Origin of the sequence: Salmonella sp. 2018103 (genome assembly GCF_026247685.1) — a bacterium.
Taxonomy (GTDB): Bacteria; Pseudomonadota; Gammaproteobacteria; order Enterobacterales; family Enterobacteriaceae; genus Salmonella; species Salmonella enterica.
On sequence record NZ_CP111029.1, the window covers coordinates 860651 to 886992 of the forward strand.

Below are 26342 nucleotides of genomic sequence, written 5' to 3' on the forward strand. Positions count from 1 at the left end.
AGCCTCTTGCCCCGCCGTGTCGGGCAAATGTGACCTGCACGGGAGAAATGCGTCTGTAAAGTGACAATACAAATCTTTCGTTACAGTTTGCGAAGCGCTGTTGCGATTGTCTGCTGGCAGGCCAGCGAGTCAGGTTGATAGAGTGGTGATCCCAGAGGTATTGATAGGTGGAATCAACGTCATTGTTGATCACACGAATTACACCAACCTGCGTAGAGATGCGCAGGTTTTTTTTTGTTTCGCCTGAACCTGTAACAGTAACGGATAATTTACACAACTCGTTGCATTTCCGTTTATTCCTTTGCGTTTTCGGACTGGCGATGCAGACGCGCGAAGCCCACAATCAAGATCCCAGAGGTATTGATTGGTGAGATTATTCGGTACGCTCTTCGTACCTGTCTCTTGCACCAACCTGCGCGGATGCGCAGGTTTTTTTTCGAACCTATTTTGCTATCGCTCCTGTTACGCAACTCGTGTAATCTGCCACAATTCATGTTTTAGCGAATTGTCGGCCAAAGGGAGTTGAAATGCTGTTTGGATTTTTCCGTAACCTGTTTCGCGTGCTTTATCGTGTGCGCGTCACTGGCGATGTCCGGGCGCTACAGGGGAACCGGGTCTTAATTACCCCCAATCACGTTTCATTTATCGATGGTATGCTACTGGCGCTGTTTTTGCCGGTACGGCCTGTCTTTGCGGTATATACCTCCATCAGCCAGCAATGGTATATGCGCTGGTTAACGCCGCTGATCGATTTTGTGCCGCTCGATCCCACTAAACCCATGTCCATTAAACACCTGGTGCGCCTGGTGGAGCAGGGGCGTCCAGTGGTGATTTTCCCGGAAGGGCGGATTTCCGTGACCGGCTCGCTGATGAAAATTTATGACGGCGCAGGCTTTGTGGCGGCAAAATCGGGCGCAACCGTCATTCCGCTCCGTATTGACGGCGCGGAGCTTACGCCTTTCAGTCGCCTTAAAGGTCTGGTTAAACGGCGCTTATTCCCCCGCATTCAGCTTCATATTTTACCGCCGACGCAAATACCGATGCCGGAAGCGCCGCGCGCGCGCGACAGACGTAAGATAGCGGGTGAGATGCTGCACCAGATCATGATGGAAGCGCGTATGGCGGTGCGCCCGCGCGAGACGTTATACGAATCGTTGCTGGCGGCGCAATATCGTTACGGCGCAGGTAAAAACTGTATTGAGGACATTAACTTTACGCCGGATACGTATCGTAAGTTACTGACCAAGACGCTTTTTGTTGGCCGGATTCTGGAAAAGTACAGCGTTGAGGGCGAGAAAATCGGTTTAATGCTGCCGAATGCCGCCATCAGCGCGGCGGTGATTTTCGGCGCGGTTTCTCGTCGCCGCATTCCGGCCATGATGAACTACACGGCGGGGGTAAAAGGGCTGACCAGCGCGATTACCGCGGCGGAAATTAAAACGATTTTTACCTCCCGCCAGTTCCTCGATAAAGGTAAATTGTGGCACCTGCCGGAGCAGCTAACGCAGGTTCGCTGGGTTTACCTGGAAGATTTAAAAGCGGACGTCACGCCCGCCGACAAGCTGTGGATTTTTGCCCACCTCCTGGCGCCGCGACTGGCGCAGGTAAAACAGCAGCCGGAAGACGCGGCGATCATTCTTTTTACCTCCGGCTCGGAAGGGCACCCGAAAGGGGTGGTGCACAGTCATAAAAGCATTCTGGCGAACGTCGAGCAGATAAAAACGATTGCGGATTTCACCGCCAATGACCGTTTTATGTCGGCGCTGCCGCTCTTTCACTCGTTCGGTTTGACGGTGGGCCTGTTTACGCCGTTGTTGACCGGCGCGGAAGTGTTTCTTTATCCAAGTCCGCTGCACTATCGCATTGTGCCGGAACTGGTCTATGACCGTAACTGTACCGTGCTGTTTGGTACATCAACCTTCCTCGGCAACTATGCGCGCTTTGCCAATCCGTATGATTTTTATCGCCTGCGCTATGTGGTGGCCGGTGCGGAAAAACTTCAGGAGAGCACTAAACAACTGTGGCAGGATAAATTCGGTCTGCGCATTCTTGAGGGCTACGGGGTAACGGAATGCGCGCCAGTAGTCTCGATTAACGTGCCGATGGCGGCTAAGCCGGGTACTGTTGGCCGCATTCTGCCTGGCATGGACGCGCGTCTGCTGGCGGTGCCCGGTATTGAAAACGGCGGTCGGCTACAGCTGAAAGGGCCGAATATCATGAATGGCTATCTGCGCGTGGAAAAACCGGGCGTGCTGGAGGTGCCGTCAGCGGAAAACGCCAGAGGCGAAACCGAGCGCGGGTGGTACGACACGGGTGACATTGTACGCTTCGATGAAAATGGTTTTGTGCAGATTCAGGGGCGCGCGAAACGCTTTGCGAAAATTGCTGGCGAAATGGTCTCGCTGGAGATGGTCGAGCAACTGGCGCTTGGCGTTTCGGCGGACAAAATGCACGCTACCGCCATTAAAAGCGATGCCAGCAAAGGTGAAGCGCTGGTACTGTTTACGACTGACAGCGAACTCACCCGAGAAAAGTTACAGCACTATGCCCGTGAACACGGTATTCCGGAACTTGCCGTCCCGCGCGATATCCGTTATCTGAAACAGCTTCCCTTACTTGGCAGCGGAAAACCCGATTTTGTCACGCTGAAAAGCTGGGTGGATGCGCCGGAACAACATCATGAGTGAGTCAGTACGCACTAACACCTCCATCTGGTCGAAAGGGATGCTGTCGGTGATTGTCGCGCAGTTTCTCTCGGCTTTTGGCGATAATGCGCTGCTGTTTGCGACGCTGGCGCTGCTGAAAGCCCAGTTTTATCCGGACTGGAGCCAGCCTGTTCTGCAAATGGTGTTTGTGGGCGCTTACATTCTTTTTGCGCCGTTTGTCGGTCAGATCGCGGACAGCTTTGCCAAAGGCCGGGTGATGATGGTCGCCAATGGTCTTAAACTGGCGGGAGCGGCAGGTATCTGCCTCGGCGTGAATCCTTTTGTCGGTTATACGTTGGTCGGGATTGGCGCGGCGGCTTATTCTCCGGCGAAATACGGTATTCTGGGCGAACTGACGACGGGCGATAAGCTGGTGAAAGCCAATGGCCTGATGGAAGCCTCTACGATTGCGGCGATTTTGCTCGGTTCCGTCGCGGGCGGCGTATTGGCCGACTGGCATGTCATCGCCGCGCTGGTTGCCTGCGCGTTGGCCTACGCTGGCGCAGTGGCAGCGAACCTGTTTATCCCGAAGCTTGTGGCGGCGCGTCCAGGGCAATCCTGGCGGTTGTCGGCGATGACGCGTAGCTTCTTCTGCGCTTGCGTTGTCCTTTGGCGTAACGGTGAAACGCGTTTTTCGCTGGTGGGGACCGGGCTATTCTGGGGCGCAGGCGTGACGCTGCGTTTTCTGCTGGTGCTGTGGGTGCCGGTGGCGCTGGGCATTACGGATAACGCCACGCCGACTTACCTGAACGCCATGGTGGCGGTAGGCATTGTGGTCGGCGCGGGTGCGGCGGCAAAACTGGTGACGCTGGAGACCGTATCGCGCTGTATGCCCGCCGGGATTTTGATTGGCGTTGTGGTTGCGATCTTCTCATTACAGCACGCATTGCTGCCTGCTTATGCCTTGTTGCTGTTGATAGGTATGCTGGGCGGCTTTTTTGTGGTGCCGCTCAACGCCTTGCTCCAGGAGCGCGGTAAGAAGAGCGTTGGCGCCGGGAATGCCATTGCCGTACAAAATCTGGGCGAGAATAGCGCCATGCTATTAATGCTGGGACTGTACTCGCTGGCGGTGCTGGTTGGCGTTCCGGCAGTGGCGATAGGTATCGGCTTTGGCGTGCTGTTCGCGCTGGCGATCGCGGCGCTGTGGATCTGGCAGCGCCGGCAGGCATCATACTGAGTGAATATGCCGGGCGGCGAGTGCGCGTTACCCGGCTTACATTGTCTCTGTAAGCCCGGAAGCGTAGCGCCACCGGGCACTGACCGTCACGGCGCCGGGTAGGTATAAACCTGATGCGCCGCCTCAATCTCCGCCAGAACCTCTTCGCTTAACGTCAGATGCAGACTTTCCACATTCGTCTTGAGCTGCGCCATCGTGGTTGCGCCCAGTAACGTACTGGCGACAAACGGCTGGCGGCGAACAAAGGCCAGCGCCATCTGCGCCGGATCAAGATTGTGACGCTTCGCGATATCGACGTAGGCGGCAACGGCTTTTTGCGCCTGTTCGCCGCTGTAACGTGTGAAGCGGCTGAACAAGGTATTCCGCGCGCCTGCGGGTTTGGCCCCGTTCAGGTATTTACCGGTTAATGTGCCAAACGCCAGACAGGAATAGGCGAGCAATTCAACACCTTCATACTGGCTGACTTCCGCCAGTCCGACCTCGTAGCTGCGGTTTAACAGGCTATAGGGGTTCTGGATAGTGACAATACGCGGCAGGTCATGTTTTTCCGCCAGATGCAGATAGCGCATAACGCCAAACGCTGTCTCATTTGAAACGCCAATATAACGAATCTTACCCGCTCGCTGAAACTCACTTAGCGCGTCTAACGTCTCCAGCAGACTTACTACTGGCGTGGAGTCCGTCCAGTTATAGCCGAGTTTACCGAAGCAGTTAGTGGGACGCTGCGGCCAGTGCACCTGATACAAATCCAGATAATCGGTCTGCAATCGGGTCAAACTGTCGTGTAGCGCTTCGCGAATATTTTTACGATCCAGCGCCTGATGAGGCCGGATGCCTTGATCATTATTACGTGCCGGTCCGCTAACTTTGCTGGCGATGATCAGTTTTTCACGGTTGCCGCGTTTGGCGAGCCAGTTACCGATATAGGATTCCGTCAGCCCTTGTGTTTCCGGGCGCGGCGGTACCGGATACATCTCGGCGGCGTCGATAAGGTTAATGCCATTTGCGATGGCATAGTCGAGCTGTGCGTGAGCGTCGGCTTCGCTGTTTTGTTCACCAAATGTCATTGTGCCCAGCCCTAGCGTACTTACTTCGAGCGAGCTGTGGGGTATACGGTGATAGTGCATAGCCGTTTCCTTTTTATTATGAAGTCAGAAATTCCCGACAAAGGACAATAAAAATGGCAGAGGGAAGGCAAAAGGGAAAGTAAAATTGCAGGCTACGCGGCGTAATTGTTACCGGGCGTGGTCGCCACGCACCGTTACGGGACGCAGCCTGAAGGCTTGCAGAACGCTGACCTCGATCACAGGCCACTGCTTAACGTTCGATGATTTGAGACACTTCGTCACGGTTGATTTGCATCTCGTTTCCCTGTGCATCGGTATAGCTGACCAGACCGGTATCATCGTCAACTTGCGGTTTTCCATCGGTCAGGATCATACGACCATCTTTCGTCGCCATTACATAATCGCTGCTGCATCCGGATACCGCAAAAGCCAACCCTACTGCGGAAATTACAACTGCCCACTTTTTCATCCGTTTGTCCTCACATAGCCTGCATCTGATAATAGTCTGTTAATCATATGTCTGATAATAGTCTAGTAATAACGCGCAGCTCTGCATGTCGGAAGCAGCAAAATCTTAATCTGTGAGAAGAAAGGAAATAAAGTGAGTATTCGCTCCCCGGCGGGGGAGCGAGACAGGATTACAGCGGATTCTTTTTATTACGCAACAGGTTCAGGCTCTCTACTGCGATAGAGAAGAACATGGCGAAATAGATATACCCTTTCGGAACGTGAACGTCGAAACTTTCCAAAATCAGGGTAAAGCCAACCAGGATCAGAAAGGAGAGCGCCAGCATTTTTACCGACGGATGACGATCGACAAACTCGCCGATGGGCCGTGCCGCAAACATCATGACGCCCACGGCAATAACGACTGCCGCCATCATAATAAACAGATGATCGGAGAGGCCAACCGCTGTGATAACTGAATCAAGGCTGAAAATAATATCCAGCAGCATAATCTGTACTATTGCGCCCAGGAAAGAAGAAACCCGGGTTTTTAACCCTTCTTCTTCGCCTTCGATGGACTCATGGATCTCCTTGCTGGCTTTCCAGATTAAAAATAACCCGCCCAGTAACAGAATGAGATCGCGGGCGGAAATCGCTTCGCCGAAAAGCTCAAACAGCGGATTAGTCAGACGAGTGACCCAGGCGATTGACGCCAGCAGCGCCAGGCGCATGACCATCGCCGCCGCCAACCCAAGCCGCCGTGCGTGGTTCCGTTGCGCCGTAGGAAGTTTTGCTACCACCAGAGAAAGAAAAATAATGTTGTCGATCCCAAGTACAATCTCCAGCAGCGTCAGCGTACCGAGCGCCAGCCAGGCATTAGGATCGGTTATCCATGCAAATAACATCGAACAAAGTCCTGCCAAAAAAAGAAGCGGTAATTATAGGCCCGTCGAGTGACGGGCGAAAGCCCAGGCTGAATTTGCGCAACCAGGAACGGTGTAAAATAGCGGCGACAATACGCTTACGTTTATCCGGCATCGGCCCGATGCGTAGCCATAGCGGAGGCGCATTTGCGTGTAATGGACGTTACGGATTCTGCAATAAAAAATGGCGAGCCAGCAGCGCCTGCGTAAAATTTTTTTTCAGATAAAATCCACGCGGTAGCGTCAAAATAGGTTCCCCGCGCGCGCCGATAGCCTCGGTGAGCGCCCTGGCATTGGCGGCTTTGGGTCGCAGTTGCAAGACTTCGCCATGGCGGGCGGTAATGCGTTCCACCTGGCCCAGCACTATCATGTCCATCAGCTCTTCCCAGTCGAGGCGTAGCTGCCTGTCCTCTTCTTCACTCGGACTCCAGAGTAGCGGCGAACCTACGCGGCGTTCGGCTAACGGTATGCTGCGATCGCCTTCGACCGGTACCCATAGCACGCGCTTCAATTTATGCCGTACGTGACTTGTCTCCCAGGTCACGCCGCTGTTACCGGTTAACGGCGCCACGCAAACAAAGGTTGTTTCCAGAGGACGACCCAGACTATCCACCGGGATGGTTTTCAGTTCTACGCCTAACGCGGCGAAATCCTGCTCCGGCTTGCTCCCGGCGCTGGCGCCGAGCCAGATCTCCAGCAAGACGCCGATCCAGCCTTTGTCTCGCTTCAAATCTTTAGGCGTGGTAATGCCGGCCATCGCCGCCAGCTCGCCTAACGTATAGCCGGAAAGCTGCCGCGCCTGGGCTAACAGCAATGCTTCCGAAGCAGGCGGAGTCAGTAGCGGACAAAGAGCGGACATGACAATTACCTTAGGTCAAAAAGTGAGCAGTGATTTTATACCGTATGGGCAGAGTTTATCTTTTTCTGTGTCTTATATTCAATAGACTGATTTTTATTGCCTTTTTTGTGTTGTTTCTTCGTGTTGCGCAACGCTGAAGCGGGTTTTCCAATTCTGGTCACTGACAATAAACAGGATCTTACACTATGTTATCCACAGAAAGTTGGGATAACTGTGTAAAACCACCACTACTGTTTCCATTTACAGCCTTGACGTGCGACGAAAATCGAAAATTCAGACAAATAGTGCGTAAGTTATTGGCACAATCTGTGGATAAAACCGACGCTGGTTGATCTTTCATCAGCATAAGGATCTTAGATGTGATGCTGGTCACGCTTTATGAAGGTGGCATGTAAGATTTGTCTATAACACAATGAATATAAGGAACTATTTTTACTGCCTCCAGTATGAGGAATTCAGACTGTTCTGGGTTTTCCCGTGGTAATTCCATACTTCTTCACAACTATATCCACAGAAAAGGTGAATAAAATGGCGCAAGGGCGTCATCATCTGTTTATAACTCGGCTATTTACTGTGAGTTATTCAATTGTTATTAGGCTGTGTCACTATTACAGAGTGGTTTACCGCCTCACTGGAGTATGAAACAATCGTTCATATATAAGGTTTATGTTGAGGTAGTCCGGTGATTGATGACGATGGCTACCGCCCAAATGTAGGTATCGTAATTTGTAATCGTCAGGGGCAGGTGATGTGGGCCCGGCGATTTGGTCAGCACTCCTGGCAGTTCCCGCAGGGCGGGATAAATCCAGGGGAGTCGGCAGAACAGGCGATGTACCGGGAACTGTTTGAAGAAGTTGGGTTAAGCCGTAAAGATGTGCGGATCCTTGCTTCTACTCGCAACTGGTTGCGTTACAAGTTACCAAAACGTTTGGTGCGTTGGGACACAAAGCCGGTATGTATCGGCCAGAAACAAAAGTGGTTTCTTTTGCAGTTAATGAGCGCCGACGCCGAAATCAATATGCAAACCAGCAGTACGCCGGAGTTTGACGGCTGGCGCTGGGTAAGTTACTGGTATCCGGTTCGACAAGTGGTGTCATTTAAACGCGATGTCTACCGCAGGGTAATGAAAGAGTTTGCAAGTGTTGTCATGGCGCTTCAGGATAATCCCCCTAAGCTACAAAGCGCGCCTGCTTATCGACGTAAAAGAGGTTAAGCCACGCAAATTATGCTCACTCGCCTGCGCGAAATAGTCGAAAAAGTGGCCAGTGCGCCGCGTCTGAACGAGGCGCTGAATATTCTGGTCACGGATATCTGTCTTGCGATGGATACAGAGGTTTGCTCGGTTTACCTGGCCGATCATGACCGACGCTGTTATTACCTGATGGCGACGCGGGGGTTGAAAAAACCGCGTGGTCGAACCGTTGCGCTTGCGTTTGATGAGGGGATCGTCGGTCTGGTGGGCAGACTGGCGGAGCCCATTAACCTTGCCGATGCGCAAAAACATCCCAGCTTTAAATACATTCCTTCGGTAAAAGAGGAGCGTTTTCGCGCGTTTCTCGGCGTGCCGATCATTCAGCGTCGCCAACTTCTCGGCGTGCTGGTCGTACAGCAGCGCGAATTGCGCCAGTACGATGAAAGCGAAGAGTCTTTCCTCGTCACGCTCGCTACGCAGATGGCGGCTATCCTGTCACAGTCGCAGGTCACAGCGCTGTTCGGGCAATACCGGCAGACGCGAATCCGCGCGCTTCCTGCGGCGCCGGGCGTGGCTATCGCAACGGGCTGGCAAGACGCGACCATGCCGCTGATGGAACAGGTTTACGAAGCGTCTACGCTGGATACCTCTCTTGAACGCGAACGACTGACCGGCGCGCTGGAAGAGGCGGCGAACGAATTCCGACGATACAGCAAACGCTTTGCCGCCGGCGCGCAAAAAGAGACGGCGGCCATTTTCGATCTGTACTCACACCTGCTTTCAGATGCCAGACTGCGTCGCGAACTCTTCGCCGAGGTCGACAAAGGCGCTGTTGCGGAGTGGGCCGTTAAAAAAATCATCGAAAAATTTGCCGAGCAATTTGCGGCGCTAACCGATAACTACCTCAAAGAACGTGCGGGAGACTTACGCACGCTGGGGCAGCGGCTGTTATTCCACCTTGATGATTCAGTTCAGGGGCCAAACGCCTGGCCGGAACGTTTTATTCTGGTCGCGGATGAGCTGTCGGCGACCACCCTGGCGGAGCTGCCGCAGGACAGGCTGGCGGGCGTTGTAGTGCGCGACGGCGCGGCAAACTCGCATGCGGCGATTATGGTGCGCGCGCTCGGTATCCCGACCGTCATGGGCGCGGATATCCAGCCTTCGGTGCTACATCGCCGTACGTTGGTGGTGGATGGCTATCGCGGTGAATTACTGGTCGATCCTGAACCCGTGCTTATTCAGGAATATCAGCGACTCATTAGTGAAGAGATAGAACTCAGTCGTCTGGCGGAGGACGACGTCAATCTTCCCGCCCAACTGAAAAGCGGCGAGCGAGTCAAAGTGATGCTGAATGCCGGGCTCAGCCCCGAGCATGAGGAAAAGTTAGGCAGTCGGATCGACGGTATCGGCCTGTACCGTACTGAAATTCCCTTTATGCTGCAAAGCGGGTTTCCCTCGGAAGAAGAGCAGGTGGCGCAGTATCAAGGGATGCTGCAAATGTTTAACGATAAACCGGTGACGCTGCGGACCCTGGATGTGGGAGCGGATAAGCAACTGCCCTATATGCCGATCAGCGAGGAGAACCCGTGTCTGGGCTGGCGCGGGATCCGCATTACGCTGGATCAGCCGGAGATCTTTTTGATCCAGGTCCGCGCGATGCTGCGCGCCAATGCGGCGACTGGCAACCTCAGCATTTTGTTGCCGATGGTCACCAGTATTGATGAAGTCGATGAAGCGCGGCGTCTGATCGAACGCGCCGGGCGCGAGGTCGAGGAGATGATCGGCTATGCGATCCCGAAACCGCGTATCGGCATTATGCTGGAAGTGCCGTCCATGGTATTTATGCTGCCGCATCTGGCTAACCGGATCGACTTTATCTCGGTCGGCACCAACGATTTAACGCAATATATCCTGGCGGTAGATCGCAACAATACCCGCGTGGCCAGTATTTATGACAGTTTGCATCCGGCTATGCTGCGCGCACTGTCCATGATTGCGCAGGAAGCCGAAAAACATGGTCTCGATCTTCGCTTGTGCGGCGAGATGGCGGGTGATCCGATGTGCGTGGCGATTCTTATCGGTCTGGGATATCGCCATCTTTCGATGAATGGCCGTTCGGTAGCGCGTGTGAAATATCTGCTGCGGCATATCGATTTTGAAGACGCGCAAACCCTTGCCAGACGCAGCCTTGAGGCGCAGATGGCGACCGAGGTGCGTCATCAGGTGGCGGCGTTTATGGAGCGCCGCGGGATGGGGGGATTGATTCGAGGAGGGTTGTAACGACTGGAGCGGGAAAAGAGAGTGACTGTGGATTCACGGCGCAGACAACACGCCTGCAAGATGAAAGACAATGCGTATACATATCTTTTAACGGTAATCGGCATCTCGCTTTTAACCCTTGTGCTATTATTCGCACCTTTGGAGCGTCTGCAACGCGCAGGCGCGCTTATCAATCGCTATCTCTTCAGCGAAATAACAAGAAATTGTGGTGACAGATGACCAGTAGCTATCTGCATTTTCCGGACTTTGATCCGGTCATTTTCTCAATTGGGCCCGTCGCGCTTCACTGGTATGGCTTGATGTATCTGGTGGGATTCGTTTTCGCGATGTGGTTGGCGGTGCGTCGCGCTAACCGTCCGGGAAGCGGTTGGACCAAAAACGAAGTTGAAAATTTACTCTATGCAGGTTTCCTGGGGGTCTTCCTGGGGGGGCGTATTGGCTATGTCCTGTTTTATAACTTCCCTCTGTTTCTGGATAACCCGCTCTATTTATTCCGCGTCTGGGACGGCGGCATGTCCTTCCACGGCGGGCTTATCGGCGTGATACTGGTGATGATTATCTTCGCCAGGCGCACGAAGCGCTCGTTCTTTCAGGTGTCTGATTTTATTGCACCGTTAATTCCGTTCGGCCTGGGCGCCGGGCGTCTGGGCAACTTTATCAACGGTGAATTGTGGGGGCGAGTCGATCCTAACTTCCGGTTTGCCATGCTCTTTCCTGGCTCACGCGCGGAAGATATTGCGCTGCTGCCGTCACATCCGCAATGGCAGCCTATTTTTGATACCTACGGCGTATTGCCGCGCCACCCTTCCCAGTTGTATGAGCTGGCATTAGAAGGCGTGGTGCTGTTTATCATCCTTAATCTCTTTATTCGCAAACCGCGTCCGATGGGCGCAGTCTCCGGATTATTCCTGATTGGCTATGGCGCGTTTCGTATCATTGTTGAATTCTTCCGCCAGCCGGACGCGCAATTTACCGGCGCGTGGGTACAGTACATCAGCATGGGGCAGATTCTCTCTATCCCGATGATTATCGCTGGCGCGATCATGATGGTTTGGGCATATCGCCGCCGCCCGCAGCAACACGTTTCCTGAGGAACCATGAAACAGTATTTAGAACTGATGCAAAAAGTGCTGGATGAAGGCACACAGAAAAACGACCGTACCGGCACCGGCACGCTTTCCATTTTTGGCCATCAGATGCGTTTTAACCTGCAGGAAGGCTTTCCTCTGGTGACGACGAAACGCTGCCATTTACGTTCAATTATTCACGAACTGCTATGGTTTTTGCAGGGCGATACCAACATCGCTTACCTGCACGAAAATAATGTCACCATCTGGGACGAATGGGCCGATGAGAACGGCGATTTAGGCCCGGTTTATGGTAAGCAGTGGCGTGCATGGCCAACACCGGATGGCCGCCATATCGATCAGATCGCCACGGTTTTAAGCCAGCTTAAAAACGACCCGGACTCTCGTCGTATTATCGTTTCTGCGTGGAACGTCGGCGAGCTGGGTAAGATGGCGCTGGCGCCGTGTCACGCCTTTTTCCAGTTTTATGTCGCAGATGGAAAACTCTCCTGCCAACTTTATCAACGCTCCTGCGATGTGTTCCTCGGTCTGCCGTTCAACATTGCCAGCTACGCGTTACTGGTGCATATGATGGCGCAACAGTGCGACCTGGACGTCGGCGATTTTGTCTGGACCGGCGGCGACACGCACCTGTACAGCAACCATATGGAGCAGACGCACCTGCAATTAAGCCGTGAACCGCGCGCGCTGCCGAAGCTGGTCATTAAGCGTAAACCTGATTCGCTTTTTGACTACCGGTTCGATGATTTCGAAATTGAAGGCTATGATCCGCACCCCGGTATTAAAGCGCCGGTCGCTATCTAAGCGTTGACGATCCTGCCATAACCGACGTCATCGCGCGTCGGTTTTTTTTACCCTTTGTCTCAATCTTCGGCGCGGATTCCTGAAATTTTGCAACGCGCTGCAAGACATGAACTTTTTTCCGTAACGCGCCGAACAATCTGTATTTGGCGCTCGTTATTTTTCTTCCGCCCGCCATACTGCCGACATGAAAAAACAACAAGGCTATACGCTCATTGAAACGGTGGTCGCGATGTCGCTCATTATCATTCTCAGCGCCACAGGACTTTATGGCTGGCAACGTTGGCAGCAGCAACAGCGCCTGTGGCAAACCGCATGTCAGGTGCGGGATTATCTGCTGCAACTTCGTGAGGACGCTCACTGGCATAACCGCGATCACATTCTTCGCGTGGTCAGCGAAGGCGGTTCATGGTGCTTTGTCAGCTCTGTTGCTACGCAAACATCGTGTACGCCATCTTCCCCCTTTGTGTTTACGCCCGACTGGCGTGATGTCGTCCTTGCCGATATCACGCCATCGTTAGCCTTCTTTGGCTTGCGCAATACGGCATGGGCAGGGCACATCGTACTGAAAAACGCTGCCGGAGAGTGGCGTCTGGTCGTCTCCTCCTGGGGGCGAATCAGGCTATGCGAGCGTAACGAGGCCGCCACGTGTCAATAACCACGCGGGGGTTCTCGCTACTGGAGGTTGTGCTGGCGATGGCGATAGGTTCCATTTTACTGCTTGGATCCGCACGATTTTTACCGGCGCTACAGCGTGAGATCTGGCACAACACGCGACAGTTATCGCTGGAAGATGAAATCTGGCAGCGAACCTATACCGTAGCGAAGCATCTTCAACGTGCGGGTTACTGTCATGGCCACTGTACTGGCGAAGGGTTACATCTTGCTGAACAGGGGCAATGCGTCATCGTTCAGTGGGACGGAAATAATAACGGTGTCTGGGATACCATACCGGCGAAAGAGGCCGACCAGACCGGGTTCCGTATGAAGGATAACGTTCTGGAAACATTACGCGGAGCAACATCTTGCCAGGGGAAGGGATGGGAAAAAATGACCGATCCCAATACGGTACTCATCACGGCTTTTACCGTTGAGCGACGGGATATAACGGGATTCTCGCCAGTGCTCATGCTGCATCTGCGCGGCGCCAGCAAAGCCGAGCCTCAGACGGTTATTGACGCGCAATACAGCGTAACGGGATTTAATCTGTGAATCGGGAACGTGGCGCTTCTTCGCTAATACTGGCGCTTTTAATACTGATTCTGGGTAGCCTGCTACTGCAAGGCGTAAATCAGCAGCAGGCCAGCTATGCCGCCCGCGTGACGACGCAGAGCCTGGCGATACAACGCCAGGCGCTCGTACAGTCGGCGCTGGAATGGGGGCGGGGGCAGCTATGGTCAGGCGTAACCGAAATGGAATGTCGGCGCTATTCCTCTTCAGGGGCAAGAGTCTGTTTGCGGAGATTATCGGGGGATGAGGTGGTGATGGCGGCGCAAGATGACGGCATGACGTTATGGCGTTTGGGCAACGTCATTCAGGGAAGTATTGTCTTTTCTCCCCACGGCTGGAGCGATTTTTGTCCGTTAAAAGAGGTGGCGTTATGTCGCATCCCCTGAATTTACAACGCGGGTTTAGCCTCCCGGAAGTTTTAGTGGCGATGGTTCTAATAGTAATGATCGTCACCGCGCTGTCAGGCTATCAGCGGGTATTAATGCACAGTTTTGCATTACGACACCAGTATCTCCAGATCTGGCGGCAGGCGTGGCAGCAAACGGCGCTGTATCCATTTTCGCCTGCTGAAGGGTGGAAGGCCAACCGGATGCAGACAATGCAATCGGGATGTGTCAGCATCAGCGTCACGATGGTTTCACCCTCTGGCAAGCAGGGGCAGATGACGCGCTTGCATTGTCCAAATCGTTAATCGTCAGGAGTAATTATGTTAAGGGTCTACCACTCCAATCGTCTGGATGTGCTGGAAGCGTTGATGGAGTTCATCGTCGAACGCGAGCGGCTGGATGATCCCTTTGAACCAGAAATGATTCTGGTACAAAGCACGGGTATGGCGCAGTGGCTGCAGATGACCCTTTCACAAAAGTTTGGTATTGCGGCGAATATCGCTTTTCCGTTACCGGCGAGTTTTATCTGGGAGATGTTTGTCCGCGTGTTGCCGGATATCCCCAAAGAAAGCGCTTTCAGCAAACAAAGCATGAGCTGGAAACTGATGACCTTGCTGCCGCAGTTGCTGGATAAGGATGAGTTTGTACTGCTGCGCCATTATCTGACCGACGACACTGATAAACGCAAACTCTTTCAGCTTTCCGCGCGCGCCGCCGACCTGTTCGATCAGTATCTGGTTTATCGGCCTGACTGGCTTACGCAGTGGGAGGCGGGAGAAACCGTGGAAGGTCTGGGGGAGGCGCAAAACTGGCAGGCGCCGCTGTGGAAAGCATTGGTGGAATATACCGCCGCGCTGGGGCAGCCGCGCTGGCATCGCGCCAATCTCTACCAACGCTTTATTCAAACGCTGGAAAGCGCGACCGCCTGCCCGCCAGGGTTGCCGTCCCGCGTTTTTATTTGCGGCATTTCCGCGTTACCGCCAGTGTATCTCAGAGCGTTGCAGGCGCTGGGCAAACATATTGAAATTCATCTCCTTTTTACTAATCCGTGTCGGTATTACTGGGGGGACATTAAAGACCCAGCCTGGCTGGCAAAACTCATGGCTCGCCAGCGTCGTCACAGTTTTGAAGACCGTCATTTACCGTTGTTCCGTGAAAACCAGAATCCGGAAGCCTTATTTAACAGCGACGGTGAACAGGATATCGGTAATCCGCTACTGGCCTCATGGGGAAAACTGGGGCGGGATTATATCTACCTGCTATCTGAACTGGAAAACAGCCAGGAGCTGGATGCGTTTGTTGATATTACGCCAGATAATCTTTTGCATCGGATTCAGGCGGATATTCTTGAACTGGAAAGCCATGCGGTGGCGGGCGTAAACCTTGAGGAGTATTCGCGCAGCGACAATAAGCGTCTGCTCGATCCCGAAGATAACAGCCTCTCTTTTCACGTTTGTCACAGCCCGCAGCGCGAGGTGGAGATACTGCACGATCGCCTTCTGGCGATGCTGGAAGCCGATCCGACGCTAACGCCGCGCGACATTATCGTTATGGTGGCTGATATTGACAGCTATAGCCCGTTTATCCAGGCGGTATTTGGTAGCGCGCCAACGGAGCGCTATCTGCCTTATGCCATTTCCGATCGGCGGGCGCGTCAGTCACATCCGGTGTTACAGGCATTTATCAGCCTACTTTCGTTACCGGACAGCCGCTTCGTCTCCGAGGATGTTCTGGCGTTGTTAGACGTACCGGTATTGGCTGCCCGCTTTACGATCAACGAAGAAGGGCTGCGTTATTTGCGCTTGTGGGTCAATGAGTCAGGCATTCGCTGGGGAATTGACGATGACAACGTACGCGAGCTGGAACTTCCTGCCACGGGACAGCATACATGGCAATTTGGCCTGACGCGTATGCTGCTGGGGTATGCCATGGAAAGCGCCCAGGGCGAGTGGCAGTCGGTTCTGCCTTATGACGAATCCAGCGGTCTGATTGCTGAGCTGGTCGGGCATCTGGCTTCGCTGCTGATGCAGCTTAATATCTGGCGGCGCGGTCTGGCGCAGGAGCGACCGCTGGAAGAGTGGTTGCCCGTTTGTCGCGACATGCTCAATGATTTCTTCCTGCCCGATGCGGACACGGAAGCGGCAATGACATTGATTGAACAGCAGTGGCAGGCCATTATCGCCGAAGGCGTCGCGGCGGAATATGGCGACGCGGTACCGATTTCGCTACTGCGGGATGAACTGGCGCAGCGTCTGGATCAGGAACGTATTAGCCAGCGCTTCCTGGCGGGCCCCATCAATATTTGTACGCTGATGCCGATGCGTTCCATTCCGTTCAGAGTCGTTTGCCTGCTGGGAATGAACGACGGCGTATACCCGCGCCAGCTTGCGCCGTTGGGCTTTGACCTGATGAGCCAAAAACCCATGCGCGGGGATCGAAGCCGTCGCGACGATGACCGCTATCTGTTTCTGGAAGCGTTAATCTCGGCGCAGCAGACGCTGTATATCAGCTACATCGGTCGCTCCATCCAGGATAATAGCGAACGCTTTCCCTCTGTACTGGTGCAAGAATTGGTGGATTACATCGGACAAAGCCACTATTTGCCGGGCGACGAAACGCTGACCTGTGATGAGAGCGAAGCACGAGTCAAAGCGCATATTACGCGTCTGCATACCCGTATGCCTTTTGATGCGCAAAATTACCAACCCGGCGAACAGCAAAGCTATGCCAGAGAGTGGTTGCCTGCGGCGAGTCAGTCGGGAAAAGCGCATTCTGACTTTGTGCAGCCGCTTCCTTTTACGATGCCGGAAACATTGACTCTGGAAAGTCTGCAGCGTTTTTGGGCCCATCCGGTACGCGCATTTTTTCAGATGCGGCTTCAGGTTAATTTCCGCTCGGAAGAGAGTGAGATTCCTGATGCGGAACCGTTTGAATTAGAGGGATTGACGCGATATCAACTTAACCAACAGTTGCTCAATACGCTGGTTGAAGAGGACGACGCCGAACGCTTGTTTCGCCGTTTCCGGGCTGCGGGAGAGTTGCCTTACGGCGCGTTTGGCGAAATATTCTGGGATGCGCAATGTCAGGAGATGCAACAACTGGCAAGCCGGGTCATCGCCTGCCGTAAGCCGAGCCAAAGCCTGGAAGTGGATCTGCTTTGCAATGGCGTTCAGCTAAGCGGCTGGCTACCGCAGGTACAGGAGGATGGATTATTGCGCTGGCGTCCCGCTTTAATCAGCGTTGCGCAAGGTGTGCAACTTTGGCTGGAACACCTTGTCTATTGTGCCAGCGGCGGTAGTGGCGAAAGTCGCCTGTTTTTGCGCAAAGAGGGAGAGTGGCGATTTCCGCCTCTTGATAAAACGCAGGCAATGGCTTACCTGGCGCAACTGATTGAAGGCTACCGGGAAGGCATGTCTTCTCCGCTATTGGTACTGCCGGAAAGCGGCGGCGCATGGATAAAAGCCTGTTATGACGCTGAAAATGATGTCATGTTAGACGACGATGATACCTTACAGAAGGCCAGGACAAAGTTTTTACAGGCTTATGAAGGCAACATGATGGTGAGCGGCGAAGGCGAAGATATCTGGTATCAACGTCTTTGGCGTCAGCTGGAATCTGAAACGTTGCAGGCTATCATTGCGCAGTCCCGACATTACCTGTTACCGCTGTTTCGTTTTAATCAGTCTCGTTGATTGTATGAAAATCGCGCCATTAAAAGGCTTCGACTATGATGCGCTCTTCGTCACGGACTGATTACTGATAAAAAGATGCTGCCTGGTTCAGCACAATAATATCCCGTTCTGCTCAGGTCGATGGTTTACGTGACCATACAGATGAGTGGGAATGAAAGTTAATGATGAGGTCCGTGAATGCCCCGCAGCACCTGGTTCAAAGCGTTATTGTTATTGGTCGCCCTCTGGGGGCCTGCAGTTCAGGCGGATATCGGTTGGCAACCGCTGCAAGAAACTATCCGTAAAAGCGATAAAGATACCCGGCAGTATCAGGCGATACGTCTTGATAATGACATGGTGGTGTTGCTGGTATCCGATCCGCAGGCTGTAAAGTCTCTTTCTGCGTTAGTGGTGCCCGTTGGATCGCTTGAAGATCCTGAGGCTCATCAAGGGCTTGCTCATTATCTTGAGCATATGTGCCTGATGGGGTCAAAAAAATATCCGCAGGCGGATAGCCTTGCCGAATACCTTAAAAGACATGGCGGTAGCCACAACGCCAGCACCGCGCCTTATCGAACAGCCTTCTACCTGGAGGTTGAAAACGACGCGCTTCCAGGCGCCGTAGATCGCCTGGCCGACGCCATTGCCGCGCCATTGCTCGATAAAAAGTACGCCGAACGCGAGCGAAACGCGGTGAATGCCGAGCTGACGATGGCGCGCACCCGCGACGGTATGCGTATGGCGCAGGTAAGCGCCGAAACCATTAACCCGGCGCATCCAGGCTCGCACTTTTCAGGCGGCAATCTGGAAACGCTAAGCGATAAGCCGGGCAATCCGGTGCAACAGGCGCTGATCGCTTTTCATGAAAAATACTATTCAGCTAATCTGATGAAGGCGGTGATTTACAGTAATAAACCCTTGCCGGAACTGGCGCGTATTGCCGCCGCAACCTATGGTCGCGTGCCGAATAAACAGATTAAAAAACCGGAAATTAACGTACCTGTCATCACCGAGGCGCAGAAGGGCATCATTATTCATTACGTGCCGGCGCTACCGCGTAAAGTGCTGCGCGTGGAGTTTCGTATTGATAACAATAGCGCGCAGTTCCGCAGCAAGACCGATGAACTGGTCTCTTATCTGATTGGCAATCGTAGCCCGGGGACGCTCTCTGACTGGCTGCAAAAACAAGGACTGGTCGAAGGTATTAGCGCGGATTCCGATCCGATTGTTAATGGTAACAGCGGCGTATTTGCCATTTCGGCAACGCTGACCGATAAAGGTTTGGCCAATCGTGATGAAGTCGTCGCAGCTATCTTTAGCTATCTCAATACGTTACGTGAAAAAGGGATAGATAAACGTTACTTTGACGAGCTGGCGCATGTGCTGGATCTCGACTTCCGCTATCCGTCGATTACCCGCGATATGGACTATGTCGAATGGCTGGCGGACACTATGATCCGCGTCCCGGTAGCGCATACGCTGGATGCGGCGAATATCGCCGATCGTTACGATCCTGCCGCTATCAAAAATCGCCTGGCGATGATGACGCCGCAGAATGCGCGCATCTGGTACATCAGTCCCCAGGAACCCCATAATAAGATTGCGTATTTTGTGGATGCGCCTTATCAGGTCGATAAGATTAGCGAACAGACGTTTAAAAACTGGCAGCAAAAAGCACAGGGCATTGCGTTGTCGCTGCCGGAGTTAAACCCCTATATTCCTGATGATTTTACGCTTGTTAAGAATGACAAAAACTACGTGCGGCCAGAACTGATTGTCGATAAAGCGGATTTGCGCGTGGTTTATGCGCCGAGTCGTTATTTCGCCAGCGAGCCAAAAGCTGACGTGAGCGTGGTATTGCGTAATCCGCAGGCGATGGACAGCGCCCGCAATCAGGTACTGTTCGCCCTTAATGATTATCTGGCGGGAATGGCGCTCGATCAGCTCAGCAACCAGGCGGCAGTGGGCGGCATTAGCTTTTCTACTAACGCCAACAATGGTCTGATGGTCACTGCGAACGGTTATACCCAGCGTTTGCCGCAGCTTTTCCTGGCGTTGCTGGAAGGATATTTTAGCTACGACGCCACGGAAGAACAGCTGGCGCAGGCGAAATCCTGGTATACGCAGATGATGGATTCTGCGGAGAAGGGAAAAGCCTACGAGCAGGCGATTATGCCGGTGCAGATGATTTCGCAGGTGCCTTATTTTTCCCGTGATGAACGTCGCGCTTTGCTGCCGTCCATTACGTTGAAAGAGGTAATGGCCTATCGTAATGCGTTAAAAACGGGCGCTCGTCCGGAATTTCTGGTTATAGGGAATATGAGCGAAGCCCAGGCGACCTCTCTGGCGCAAGATGTTCAAAAACAGCTCGCGGCGAACGGATCGGCGTGGTGTCGCAACAAAGACGTGGTGGTTGAGAAAAAGCAGTCCGTAATATTTGAAAAAGCGGGCAGTAGCACCGACTCCGCGTTAGCAGCGGTCTTTGTCCCGGTCGGCTACGACGAGTACGTCAGCGCCGCCTACAGCGCGATGTTAGGTCAGATTGTTCAACCGTGGTTTTACAATCAGCTACGAACCGAAGAGCAACTGGGATACGCCGTTTTCGCCTTTCCGATGAGCGTTGGCCGTCAGTGGGGAATGGGATTCCTGCTACAGAGCAACGATAAACAGCCCTCTTACCTGTGGCAACGCTATCAGGCATTTTTCCCTGACGCCGAGGCGAAGCTGAGGGCGATGAAGCCGGAAGAGTTCGCCCAAATTCAGCAGGCGATCATTACGCAAATGCGCCAGGCGCCGCAAACGTTGGGCGAAGAAGCATCCCGTTTAAGCAAGGATTTCGATCGGGGTAATATGCGCTTTGACTCGCGTGATAAAATCATCGCTCAGATAAAATTGCTGACGCCACAAAAGCTTGCCGACTTCTTCCACCAGGCGGTGGTGGAACCACAAGGTATGGCAATATTGTCACAGATTGCCGGTAGCCAGAATGGAAAAGCAGAATACGTGCATCCGACAGGCTGGAAAGTGTGGGATAACGTCAGCGCATTGCAGCAAACGTTACCTCTAATGAGCGAAAAGAATGAATGATGTCGCCGAGACTCTTGATCCTCTGCGCTTGCCCCTGACAGGCGAGCGTCTGATTGAAGCATCAGCGGGCACAGGCAAAACGTTTACTATCGCGGCGCTGTATCTGCGGTTATTGCTCGGTCTGGGCGGCAGTGCCGCATTTCCCCGTCCGTTGACCGTTGAAGAACTGCTGGTGGTAACCTTTACGGAGGCCGCCACTGAAGAGCTGCGTGGGCGAATTCGCAGTAATATCCATGAGTTGCGCATCGCCTGTCTGCGAGAAAGCACGGATAATCCGCTGTATGCCCGCTTGCTGGAAGAAATTAGCGACAAAAAGCAGGCCGCGCAGTGGTTATTACTGGCGGAACGACAAATGGATGAGGCCGCGGTTTTTACCATCCACGGTTTTTGCCAGCGTATGCTCAGCCTGAACGCTTTCGAATCCGGTATGTTGTTTGAGCAACAGCTTATTGAAGACGAATCTTTGTTGCGTTATCAGGCCTGCGCCGATTTCTGGCGGCGTCATTGCTATCCGCTACCGCGCGACATCGCGCAGGTGGTGTTTGACGTATGGAAGGGGCCGAAGGCGCTCTTAAAGGATATCGATCGTTATCTGCAGGGCGAAGCGCCGGTCATTAAAGCGCCGCCATCGCAGGAGGAGACGCTGGCATCGCGTCATGAACAGATCCTGGCGCGCATCAACCAGGTGAAGCAGCAGTGGTGTGAGGCGGTTAGCGAGCTGGACGCGCTAATCGAATCATCCGGCATCGATCGCAGAAAATTCAACCGCGGCAATCAGGCGAAATGGATCGAAAAGATCACCGCGTGGGCGCAAGAAGAGACCAAAAATTATCAATTACCCGAGGCGTTGGGAAAATTTTCACAGCGTTTTTTAGCTGAGCGCACCAAAGCTGGCGGCGTGACGCCCCAGCACCCATTGTTTGTCGCCATTGATAACCTGTTGGGCGAACCGCTATCGATTAAAGATCTGGTTCTTACCCGAGCGCTCTCAGAGATCCGTGAAACGGTGGCTCAGGAAAAACGACGGCGCGGCGAGCTGGGGTTTGACGATATGCTCAGCCGTTTAGATACCGCGCTGCGTAGTGAAAGCGGCGAGGCGCTGGCTACGGCGATTCGTACCCGTTTTCCGGTGGCGATGATCGATGAATTTCAGGATACCGACCCACAACAGTACCGTATTTTTCGCCGTATCTGGCGACATCAACCCGATACGGCGCTATTGCTGATTGGCGATCCTAAGCAGGCGATTTATGCGTTTCGTGGCGCGGATATCTTTACCTACATGAAGGCTCGCAGCGAAGTGAGCGCGCACTATACGCTTGACACTAACTGGCGCTCCGCGCCGGGGATGGTGAATAGCGTTAACAAGCTGTTCAGTCAGATGAACGACGCCTTTATGTTCCGCGATATTCCCTTCAGTCCGGTAAAGTTTGCGCCCAGAAACCAGTCGCTGCAATTTAAAGTGAATGACGCGCCTCAACCGGCGATGACCCTGTGGCTAATGGAGGGGGAAAGCTGCGGTTCGGGCGATTATCAAAGTTATATGGCGCAGGTGTGCGCCACGCAAATTCGCGACTGGCTGCGCGCCGGACAAACGGGCGACGCGCTGCTGACGAATGGCGATTCGTCGCGGCCCGTTCGCGCCTCGGATATCAGCGTGCTGGTGCGCAGCAGGCGTGAGGCCGCGCTGATACGGGATGCGCTGACCTTACTGGCGATCCCCTCCGTCTATCTTTCTAACCGCGACAGCGTATTCGAAACGCTCGAAGCGCAGGAAATGCTGTGGGTGTTGCAGGCGGTGATGGCGCCCGAACGTGAGAATACGCTACGTAGCGCTCTGGCGACATCAATGATGGGCCTTACCGCGCTGGATATCGAAACGCTTAACAATGATGAAAATGCGTGGGATGCGGTTGTCGAAGAGTTTGATGGCTACCGGCAGATTTGGCATAAACGCGGCGTGATGCCTATGCTGCGCGCGCTAATGTCGGCGCGCAATATTGCTGAAAACCTGTTGGCGACAGCGGGAGGCGAACGTCGGCTGACGGATATTCTGCATATTAGCGAACTGTTACAGGAAGCCGGTTCGCAGCTGGAAAGCGAACATGCGCTGGTGCGTTGGCTGGCGCAACATATCCTTGAACCCGATAGCAATGCTTCCAGCCAGCAACTACGTCTGGAAAGCGATAAGCATCTGGTGCAAATCGTCACCATTCATAAATCGAAAGGTCTGGAATACCCGCTGGTCTGGTTACCTTTTATCACCCATTTCCGCGTGCAGGACCAGGCTTTTTATCACGACAGGCACTCCTACGAGGCGGTGCTGGACCTTAGTCACGCCGAAGAGAGCATAGCACTGGCGGAAGCCGAACGCCTGGCGGAAGATCTGCGCCTACTTTATGTCGCGCTGACCCGTGCAGTGTGGCATTGCAGCCTCGGCGTCGCGCCGTTGGTGCGGCGTCGCAGCGATAAGAAAGGCGAGACGGATGTGCACCAAAGCGCGCTTGGGCGACTCCTGCAAAAAGGCGAACCGATGGATGCCGCAGGCCTTCGCGCCTGTATTGAGGCGCTATGCGACGAGGATATCGTGTGTCGAACGCCAGGCAGTACGGATAACGACCGCTGGCAAATTGCCGCTGCATCGCACGCGGAACTCAGCGCCAGAACGCTGCAACGTCTGCTTTATGATAGCTGGCGCGTTACCAGTTATTCCGGTTTGCAGCAGCGGGGACATAGCGTGGCGCAAGATCTTATTCCTCGTCTCGACATTGACGCCGCAGGCGTTGGCGAAGCGGCGGAAGCGCCGGCAATGACGCCGCATCACTTTCCTCGCGGGGCATCGCCGGGAACATTTTTGCACAGCCTGTTTGAAGAGCTTGATTTTACTCAACCGATAGACCCCCAATGGGTACAGGAAAAACTGGAGCTGAGTGGTTTTGAAACGCGATGGGAGCCCGTACTTACCCGCTGGCTGGACACCGTGTTACACGTTCCCCTTAACGAGACGGGCGTTAGTCTGAGCGTGCTGACCGAGCGTGAAAAACAGGTCGAAATGGAGTTTTATCTGCCGATTGCCCAGCCGCTTACCGCCGGAGAGCTGGATGCGTTGATTCGTCGATACGACCCGCTTTCAGCAGGTTGCCCTGCGCTGGATTTCATGCAGGTTCGCGGCATGTTAAAGGGCTTTATCGACCTGGTGTTCCGTTATGAGGGGCGCTATTACCTGCTCGACTATAAATCTAACTGGCTGGGCGAGGATAGCGCCGCTTATACCCAGACGGCGATGGCTGCGGCGATGCAGGCGCATCGCTATGATTTGCAGTACCAGCTTTATACGCTGGCATTGCATCGTTACCTTCGTCATCGAATGGCGAATTACGACTATGAACGCCATTTCGGCGGCGTCATCTATCTCTTTTTACGCGGGGTGGATAGCGAACGTCCGCAGCAGGGTATTTTTACCACTCGTCCTGCGGCGGCGTTAATTAACCAACTGGATGATATGTTTGCAGGTGAAATGAGTGAGGAGGCGCAATGACAATCCAGGAGCGGTTGCTGGAGGCCGTTGAACAAAAACTCTTACGGCCCATTGATGCCCAGTTTGCTTTAACCGTCGCCGGTAACGACGATCCCGCCGTGACGCTGGCGGCAGCGCTGCTTAGTCATGACGCAGGTGAAGGTCACGTGTGTCTGCCGTTGTCGCGTTTAACGTTAACGGAGGAGGCGCATCCCTTACTGGTCGCCTGGATAAGCGAAACGGCTACGCCAATTGACTGGAAAAAGCGGTTACTGGCGTCTGCGGCGGTTAGCTGCGGCGATAGCCCCGCGCCGTTAATTCTGTGCGGCGATCGCCTCTACCTGAATCGCATGTGGTGCAACGAGCGTACGGTTGCGCGCTTTTTTAACGAGTTTAACCAGGCCATCGCCGTAGATGAAGATCAGTTATCCCGTATTCTGGACGCGCTATTCCCTCCGACAGACGAGGTGAACTGGCAAAAGGTGGCCGCCGCCGTAGCGCTAACTCGCCGTATCTCCGTGATTGCAGGCGGTCCCGGCACCGGTAAAACCACCACCGTCGCGAAGCTGCTGGCGGCATTAATTCAAATGGCGGATGGCGAACGTTGCCGTATCCGGCTGGCGGCGCCGACCGGGAAAGCGGCCGCACGCCTGACGGAGTCGCTCGGCGCGGCGTTGCGTCAGCTTCCTCTTACCGATGCGCAGAAAAAGCGTATACCGGAGGACGCCAGTACGCTGCACCGACTGCTGGGCGCACAGCCCGGCAGCCAGCGATTACGCCATCATGCGGGCAACCCGCTGCATCTGGACGTGCTGGTGGTCGATGAAGCATCAATGATTGATTTGCCGATGATGTCACGTTTGATTGACGCTCTGCCGCCGCACGGGCGGGTCATTTTTCTTGGCGATCGCGATCAGTTGGCATCCGTGGAGGCGGGCGCTGTGTTGGGCGATATTTGCGCCTATGTCAACGCAGGGTTTACGGCGGAACGCGCCCGACAGCTAAGTCGACTAACAGGGAGCGCCATTCCGGCGGGGGCCGGAACGCAAGCCGCGTCTTTACGCGATAGCCTCTGTTTGTTGCAAAAGAGCTACCGTTTCGGCAGCGATTCTGGTATCGGCAAGCTGGCGGCGGCAATTAACTGCGGCGACAGATCGGCAATCCAGGCTGTTTTTCAGCAGGGGTTTAGCGATATAGAGAAGCGTACATTGCAAAGCAGCGACGATTATGCCGGGATGCTGGATGAAGCGCTGGCGGGCTATGGGCGCTACCTGCGGTTGCTGCATGAAAAAGCGGCGCCGGAGGCAATCCTTCAGGCTTTCAATGAGTATCAACTGCTTTGCGCGCTGCGCGAAGGCCCATTTGGCGTGAGGGGATTGAATGACCGCATTGAGCAGGCGATGGTGCAGCAACGAAAAATTCAGCGGCACCCGCATTCTCGCTGGTATGAAGGGCGTCCGGTAATGATTGCGCGCAACGATAGCGCGCTGGGGTTATTTAACGGCGATATTGGTATTGCGCTCGATCGCGGACAGGGGTTACGCGTCTGGTTTGTGATGCCGGACGGCACCATCAAGTCCGTTCAGCCCAGCCGTCTGCCGGAACATGATACAACCTGGGCGATGACGGTACATAAATCACAGGGGTCTGAATTTGATCACGCCGCGCTGATTTTACCCAGCCAGCGTTCGCCGGTCGTGACGCGGGAGCTGGTGTATACCGCTGTTACGCGGGCGCGGCGGCGGTTATCGCTGTATGCCGATGAACGGATCCTGGCAAGCGCGATTGTGACGCGTACGGAGCGGCGCAGCGGATTAGCCACCTTATTTGATGAAGTCAGTCGTACCGGATAAGACGAGTTCTCGCCGGATGGCGACGCGTAGCGGCTTATCCGGCCTCCAAATGATGCTTT

At 54.1% G+C, this 26342-nt stretch carries 18 protein-coding genes; 14 read left to right on the forward strand and 4 right to left on the reverse strand.

What is annotated here, in order from left to right:
* Window positions 1-527: 527 nt before the first annotated feature.
* Window positions 528-2687 (forward strand): bifunctional acyl-ACP--phospholipid O-acyltransferase/long-chain-fatty-acid--ACP ligase, encoded by a 2160-nt coding sequence (gene aas, locus OLG56_RS04145; RefSeq protein ID WP_000896101.1) that lies wholly within the window; start codon window positions 528-530, stop codon window positions 2685-2687.
* A complete protein-coding gene (lplT, locus tag OLG56_RS04150) occupies window positions 2680-3882 on the forward strand; it encodes a lysophospholipid transporter LplT (protein ID WP_000004684.1) in 1203 nt (400 codons plus the stop codon). Before aas ends, lplT begins: the two co-directional genes overlap by 8 nt.
* 86 nt (window positions 3883-3968) lie before the next feature.
* On the opposite strand, the gene OLG56_RS04155 is transcribed toward lplT, so the two are convergent.
* The 4 genes from OLG56_RS04155 to mutH all read right to left on the reverse strand — a co-directional run bounded on the left by OLG56_RS04155 (window position 3969) and on the right by mutH (window position 7178).
* Complete coding sequence (locus OLG56_RS04155; RefSeq protein ID WP_000558960.1) at window positions 3969-5009, reverse strand: NADP(H)-dependent aldo-keto reductase; 1041 nt, start codon at window positions 5007-5009, stop codon at window positions 3969-3971.
* A gap of 190 nt (window positions 5010-5199) precedes the next feature.
* Window positions 5200-5418: a YgdI/YgdR family lipoprotein gene (locus OLG56_RS04160; RefSeq protein WP_000758662.1), complete on the reverse strand. Its 219-nt coding sequence runs from the start codon at window positions 5416-5418 to the stop codon at window positions 5200-5202.
* Window positions 5419-5587: 169 nt separating this feature from the next.
* Window positions 5588-6301 (reverse strand): TerC family protein, encoded by a 714-nt coding sequence (locus OLG56_RS04165; RefSeq protein WP_000895635.1) that lies wholly within the window; start codon window positions 6299-6301, stop codon window positions 5588-5590.
* 181 nt (window positions 6302-6482) lie between these two features.
* Window positions 6483-7178: a DNA mismatch repair endonuclease MutH gene (gene mutH, locus OLG56_RS04170; RefSeq protein WP_001274930.1), complete on the reverse strand. Its 696-nt coding sequence runs from the start codon at window positions 7176-7178 to the stop codon at window positions 6483-6485.
* A gap of 682 nt (window positions 7179-7860) precedes the next feature.
* Between mutH and rppH the strand changes: the two genes are divergently transcribed.
* The 12 genes from rppH (at window position 7861) to recD (ending at window position 26283) form a co-directional block, all read left to right on the forward strand.
* Window positions 7861-8391, forward strand: coding sequence for an RNA pyrophosphohydrolase (gene rppH / locus OLG56_RS04175; RefSeq protein ID WP_000564481.1), 531 nt, complete (start codon window positions 7861-7863; stop codon window positions 8389-8391).
* 12 nt (window positions 8392-8403) lie between these two features.
* Window positions 8404-10650: a phosphoenolpyruvate--protein phosphotransferase gene (ptsP, locus tag OLG56_RS04180; protein WP_000957887.1), complete on the forward strand. Its 2247-nt coding sequence runs from the start codon at window positions 8404-8406 to the stop codon at window positions 10648-10650.
* Between the two features lie 215 nt (window positions 10651-10865).
* Window positions 10866-11741 (forward strand): prolipoprotein diacylglyceryl transferase, encoded by an 876-nt coding sequence (gene lgt / locus OLG56_RS04185; RefSeq protein ID WP_000204647.1) that lies wholly within the window; start codon window positions 10866-10868, stop codon window positions 11739-11741.
* A 6-nt stretch (window positions 11742-11747) separates the two neighbouring features.
* A complete protein-coding gene (thyA, locus tag OLG56_RS04190) occupies window positions 11748-12542 on the forward strand; it encodes a thymidylate synthase (protein ID WP_023233405.1) in 795 nt (264 codons plus the stop codon).
* A gap of 184 nt (window positions 12543-12726) precedes the next feature.
* Window positions 12727-13197 carry a prepilin peptidase-dependent protein gene (locus OLG56_RS04195; protein WP_000744668.1) on the forward strand — a complete coding sequence of 157 codons (471 nt, stop codon included), beginning with the start codon at window positions 12727-12729 and terminating at the stop codon, window positions 13195-13197.
* On the forward strand, window positions 13188-13751 hold the full coding sequence (locus OLG56_RS04200) for a prepilin peptidase-dependent protein (protein WP_000029156.1): 564 nt from the start codon (window positions 13188-13190) through the stop codon (window positions 13749-13751). Before OLG56_RS04195 ends, OLG56_RS04200 begins: the two co-directional genes overlap by 10 nt.
* Window positions 13748-14155, forward strand: a complete 408-nt coding sequence (locus OLG56_RS04205) for a DUF2509 family protein (protein WP_001078532.1) — start codon at window positions 13748-13750, stop codon at window positions 14153-14155. Before OLG56_RS04200 ends, OLG56_RS04205 begins: the two co-directional genes overlap by 4 nt.
* Window positions 14140-14460, forward strand: coding sequence for a prepilin-type N-terminal cleavage/methylation domain-containing protein (locus tag OLG56_RS04210; RefSeq protein ID WP_000019284.1), 321 nt, complete (start codon window positions 14140-14142; stop codon window positions 14458-14460). The genes OLG56_RS04205 and OLG56_RS04210 overlap by 16 nt, the downstream gene beginning before the upstream one ends.
* A 15-nt stretch (window positions 14461-14475) precedes the next feature.
* On the forward strand, window positions 14476-17847 hold the full coding sequence (gene recC, locus OLG56_RS04215; protein ID WP_023233366.1) for an exodeoxyribonuclease V subunit gamma: 3372 nt from the start codon (window positions 14476-14478) through the stop codon (window positions 17845-17847).
* Window positions 17848-18024: 177 nt separating this feature from the next.
* Window positions 18025-20913: a pitrilysin gene (gene ptrA / locus OLG56_RS04220; protein WP_001607828.1), complete on the forward strand. Its 2889-nt coding sequence runs from the start codon at window positions 18025-18027 to the stop codon at window positions 20911-20913.
* Window positions 20906-24451: an exodeoxyribonuclease V subunit beta gene (gene recB / locus OLG56_RS04225; protein WP_001000548.1), complete on the forward strand. Its 3546-nt coding sequence runs from the start codon at window positions 20906-20908 to the stop codon at window positions 24449-24451. Before ptrA ends, recB begins: the two co-directional genes overlap by 8 nt.
* The gene (gene recD, locus OLG56_RS04230; protein ID WP_207011546.1) at window positions 24448-26283 is read left to right on the forward strand and encodes an exodeoxyribonuclease V subunit alpha; all 1836 of its coding nucleotides are present in this window, start codon (window positions 24448-24450) and stop codon (window positions 26281-26283) included. Before recB ends, recD begins: the two co-directional genes overlap by 4 nt.
* Window positions 26284-26342 lie beyond the last annotated feature (59 nt).

Excerpts from the sequence above, each read along its gene's own strand:
- lplT (WP_000004684.1), top strand. The coding sequence starts at position 2,680 with ATGAGTGAGTCAGTACGCACTAACACCTCCATCTGGTCGAAAGGGATG.
- OLG56_RS04155 (WP_000558960.1), bottom strand. The coding sequence starts at position 5,009 with ATGCACTATCACCGTATACCCCACAGCTCGCTCGAAGTAAGTACGCTA.
- recD (WP_207011546.1), top strand. The coding sequence starts at position 24,448 with ATGACAATCCAGGAGCGGTTGCTGGAGGCCGTTGAACAAAAACTCTTA.
- thyA (WP_023233405.1), top strand. The coding sequence starts at position 11,748 with ATGAAACAGTATTTAGAACTGATGCAAAAAGTGCTGGATGAAGGCACA.
- mutH (WP_001274930.1), bottom strand. The coding sequence starts at position 7,178 with ATGTCCGCTCTTTGTCCGCTACTGACTCCGCCTGCTTCGGAAGCATTG.
- OLG56_RS04195 (WP_000744668.1), top strand. The coding sequence starts at position 12,727 with ATGAAAAAACAACAAGGCTATACGCTCATTGAAACGGTGGTCGCGATG.
- lgt (WP_000204647.1), top strand. The coding sequence starts at position 10,866 with ATGACCAGTAGCTATCTGCATTTTCCGGACTTTGATCCGGTCATTTTC.
- ptsP (WP_000957887.1), top strand. The coding sequence starts at position 8,404 with ATGCTCACTCGCCTGCGCGAAATAGTCGAAAAAGTGGCCAGTGCGCCG.
- OLG56_RS04160 (WP_000758662.1), bottom strand. The coding sequence starts at position 5,418 with ATGAAAAAGTGGGCAGTTGTAATTTCCGCAGTAGGGTTGGCTTTTGCG.
- recC (WP_023233366.1), top strand. The coding sequence starts at position 14,476 with ATGTTAAGGGTCTACCACTCCAATCGTCTGGATGTGCTGGAAGCGTTG.
- ptrA (WP_001607828.1), top strand. The coding sequence starts at position 18,025 with ATGCCCCGCAGCACCTGGTTCAAAGCGTTATTGTTATTGGTCGCCCTC.
- aas (WP_000896101.1), top strand. The coding sequence starts at position 528 with ATGCTGTTTGGATTTTTCCGTAACCTGTTTCGCGTGCTTTATCGTGTG.
- OLG56_RS04165 (WP_000895635.1), bottom strand. The coding sequence starts at position 6,301 with ATGTTATTTGCATGGATAACCGATCCTAATGCCTGGCTGGCGCTCGGT.
- recB (WP_001000548.1), top strand. The coding sequence starts at position 20,906 with ATGAATGATGTCGCCGAGACTCTTGATCCTCTGCGCTTGCCCCTGACA.
- OLG56_RS04210 (WP_000019284.1), top strand. The coding sequence starts at position 14,140 with ATGTCGCATCCCCTGAATTTACAACGCGGGTTTAGCCTCCCGGAAGTT.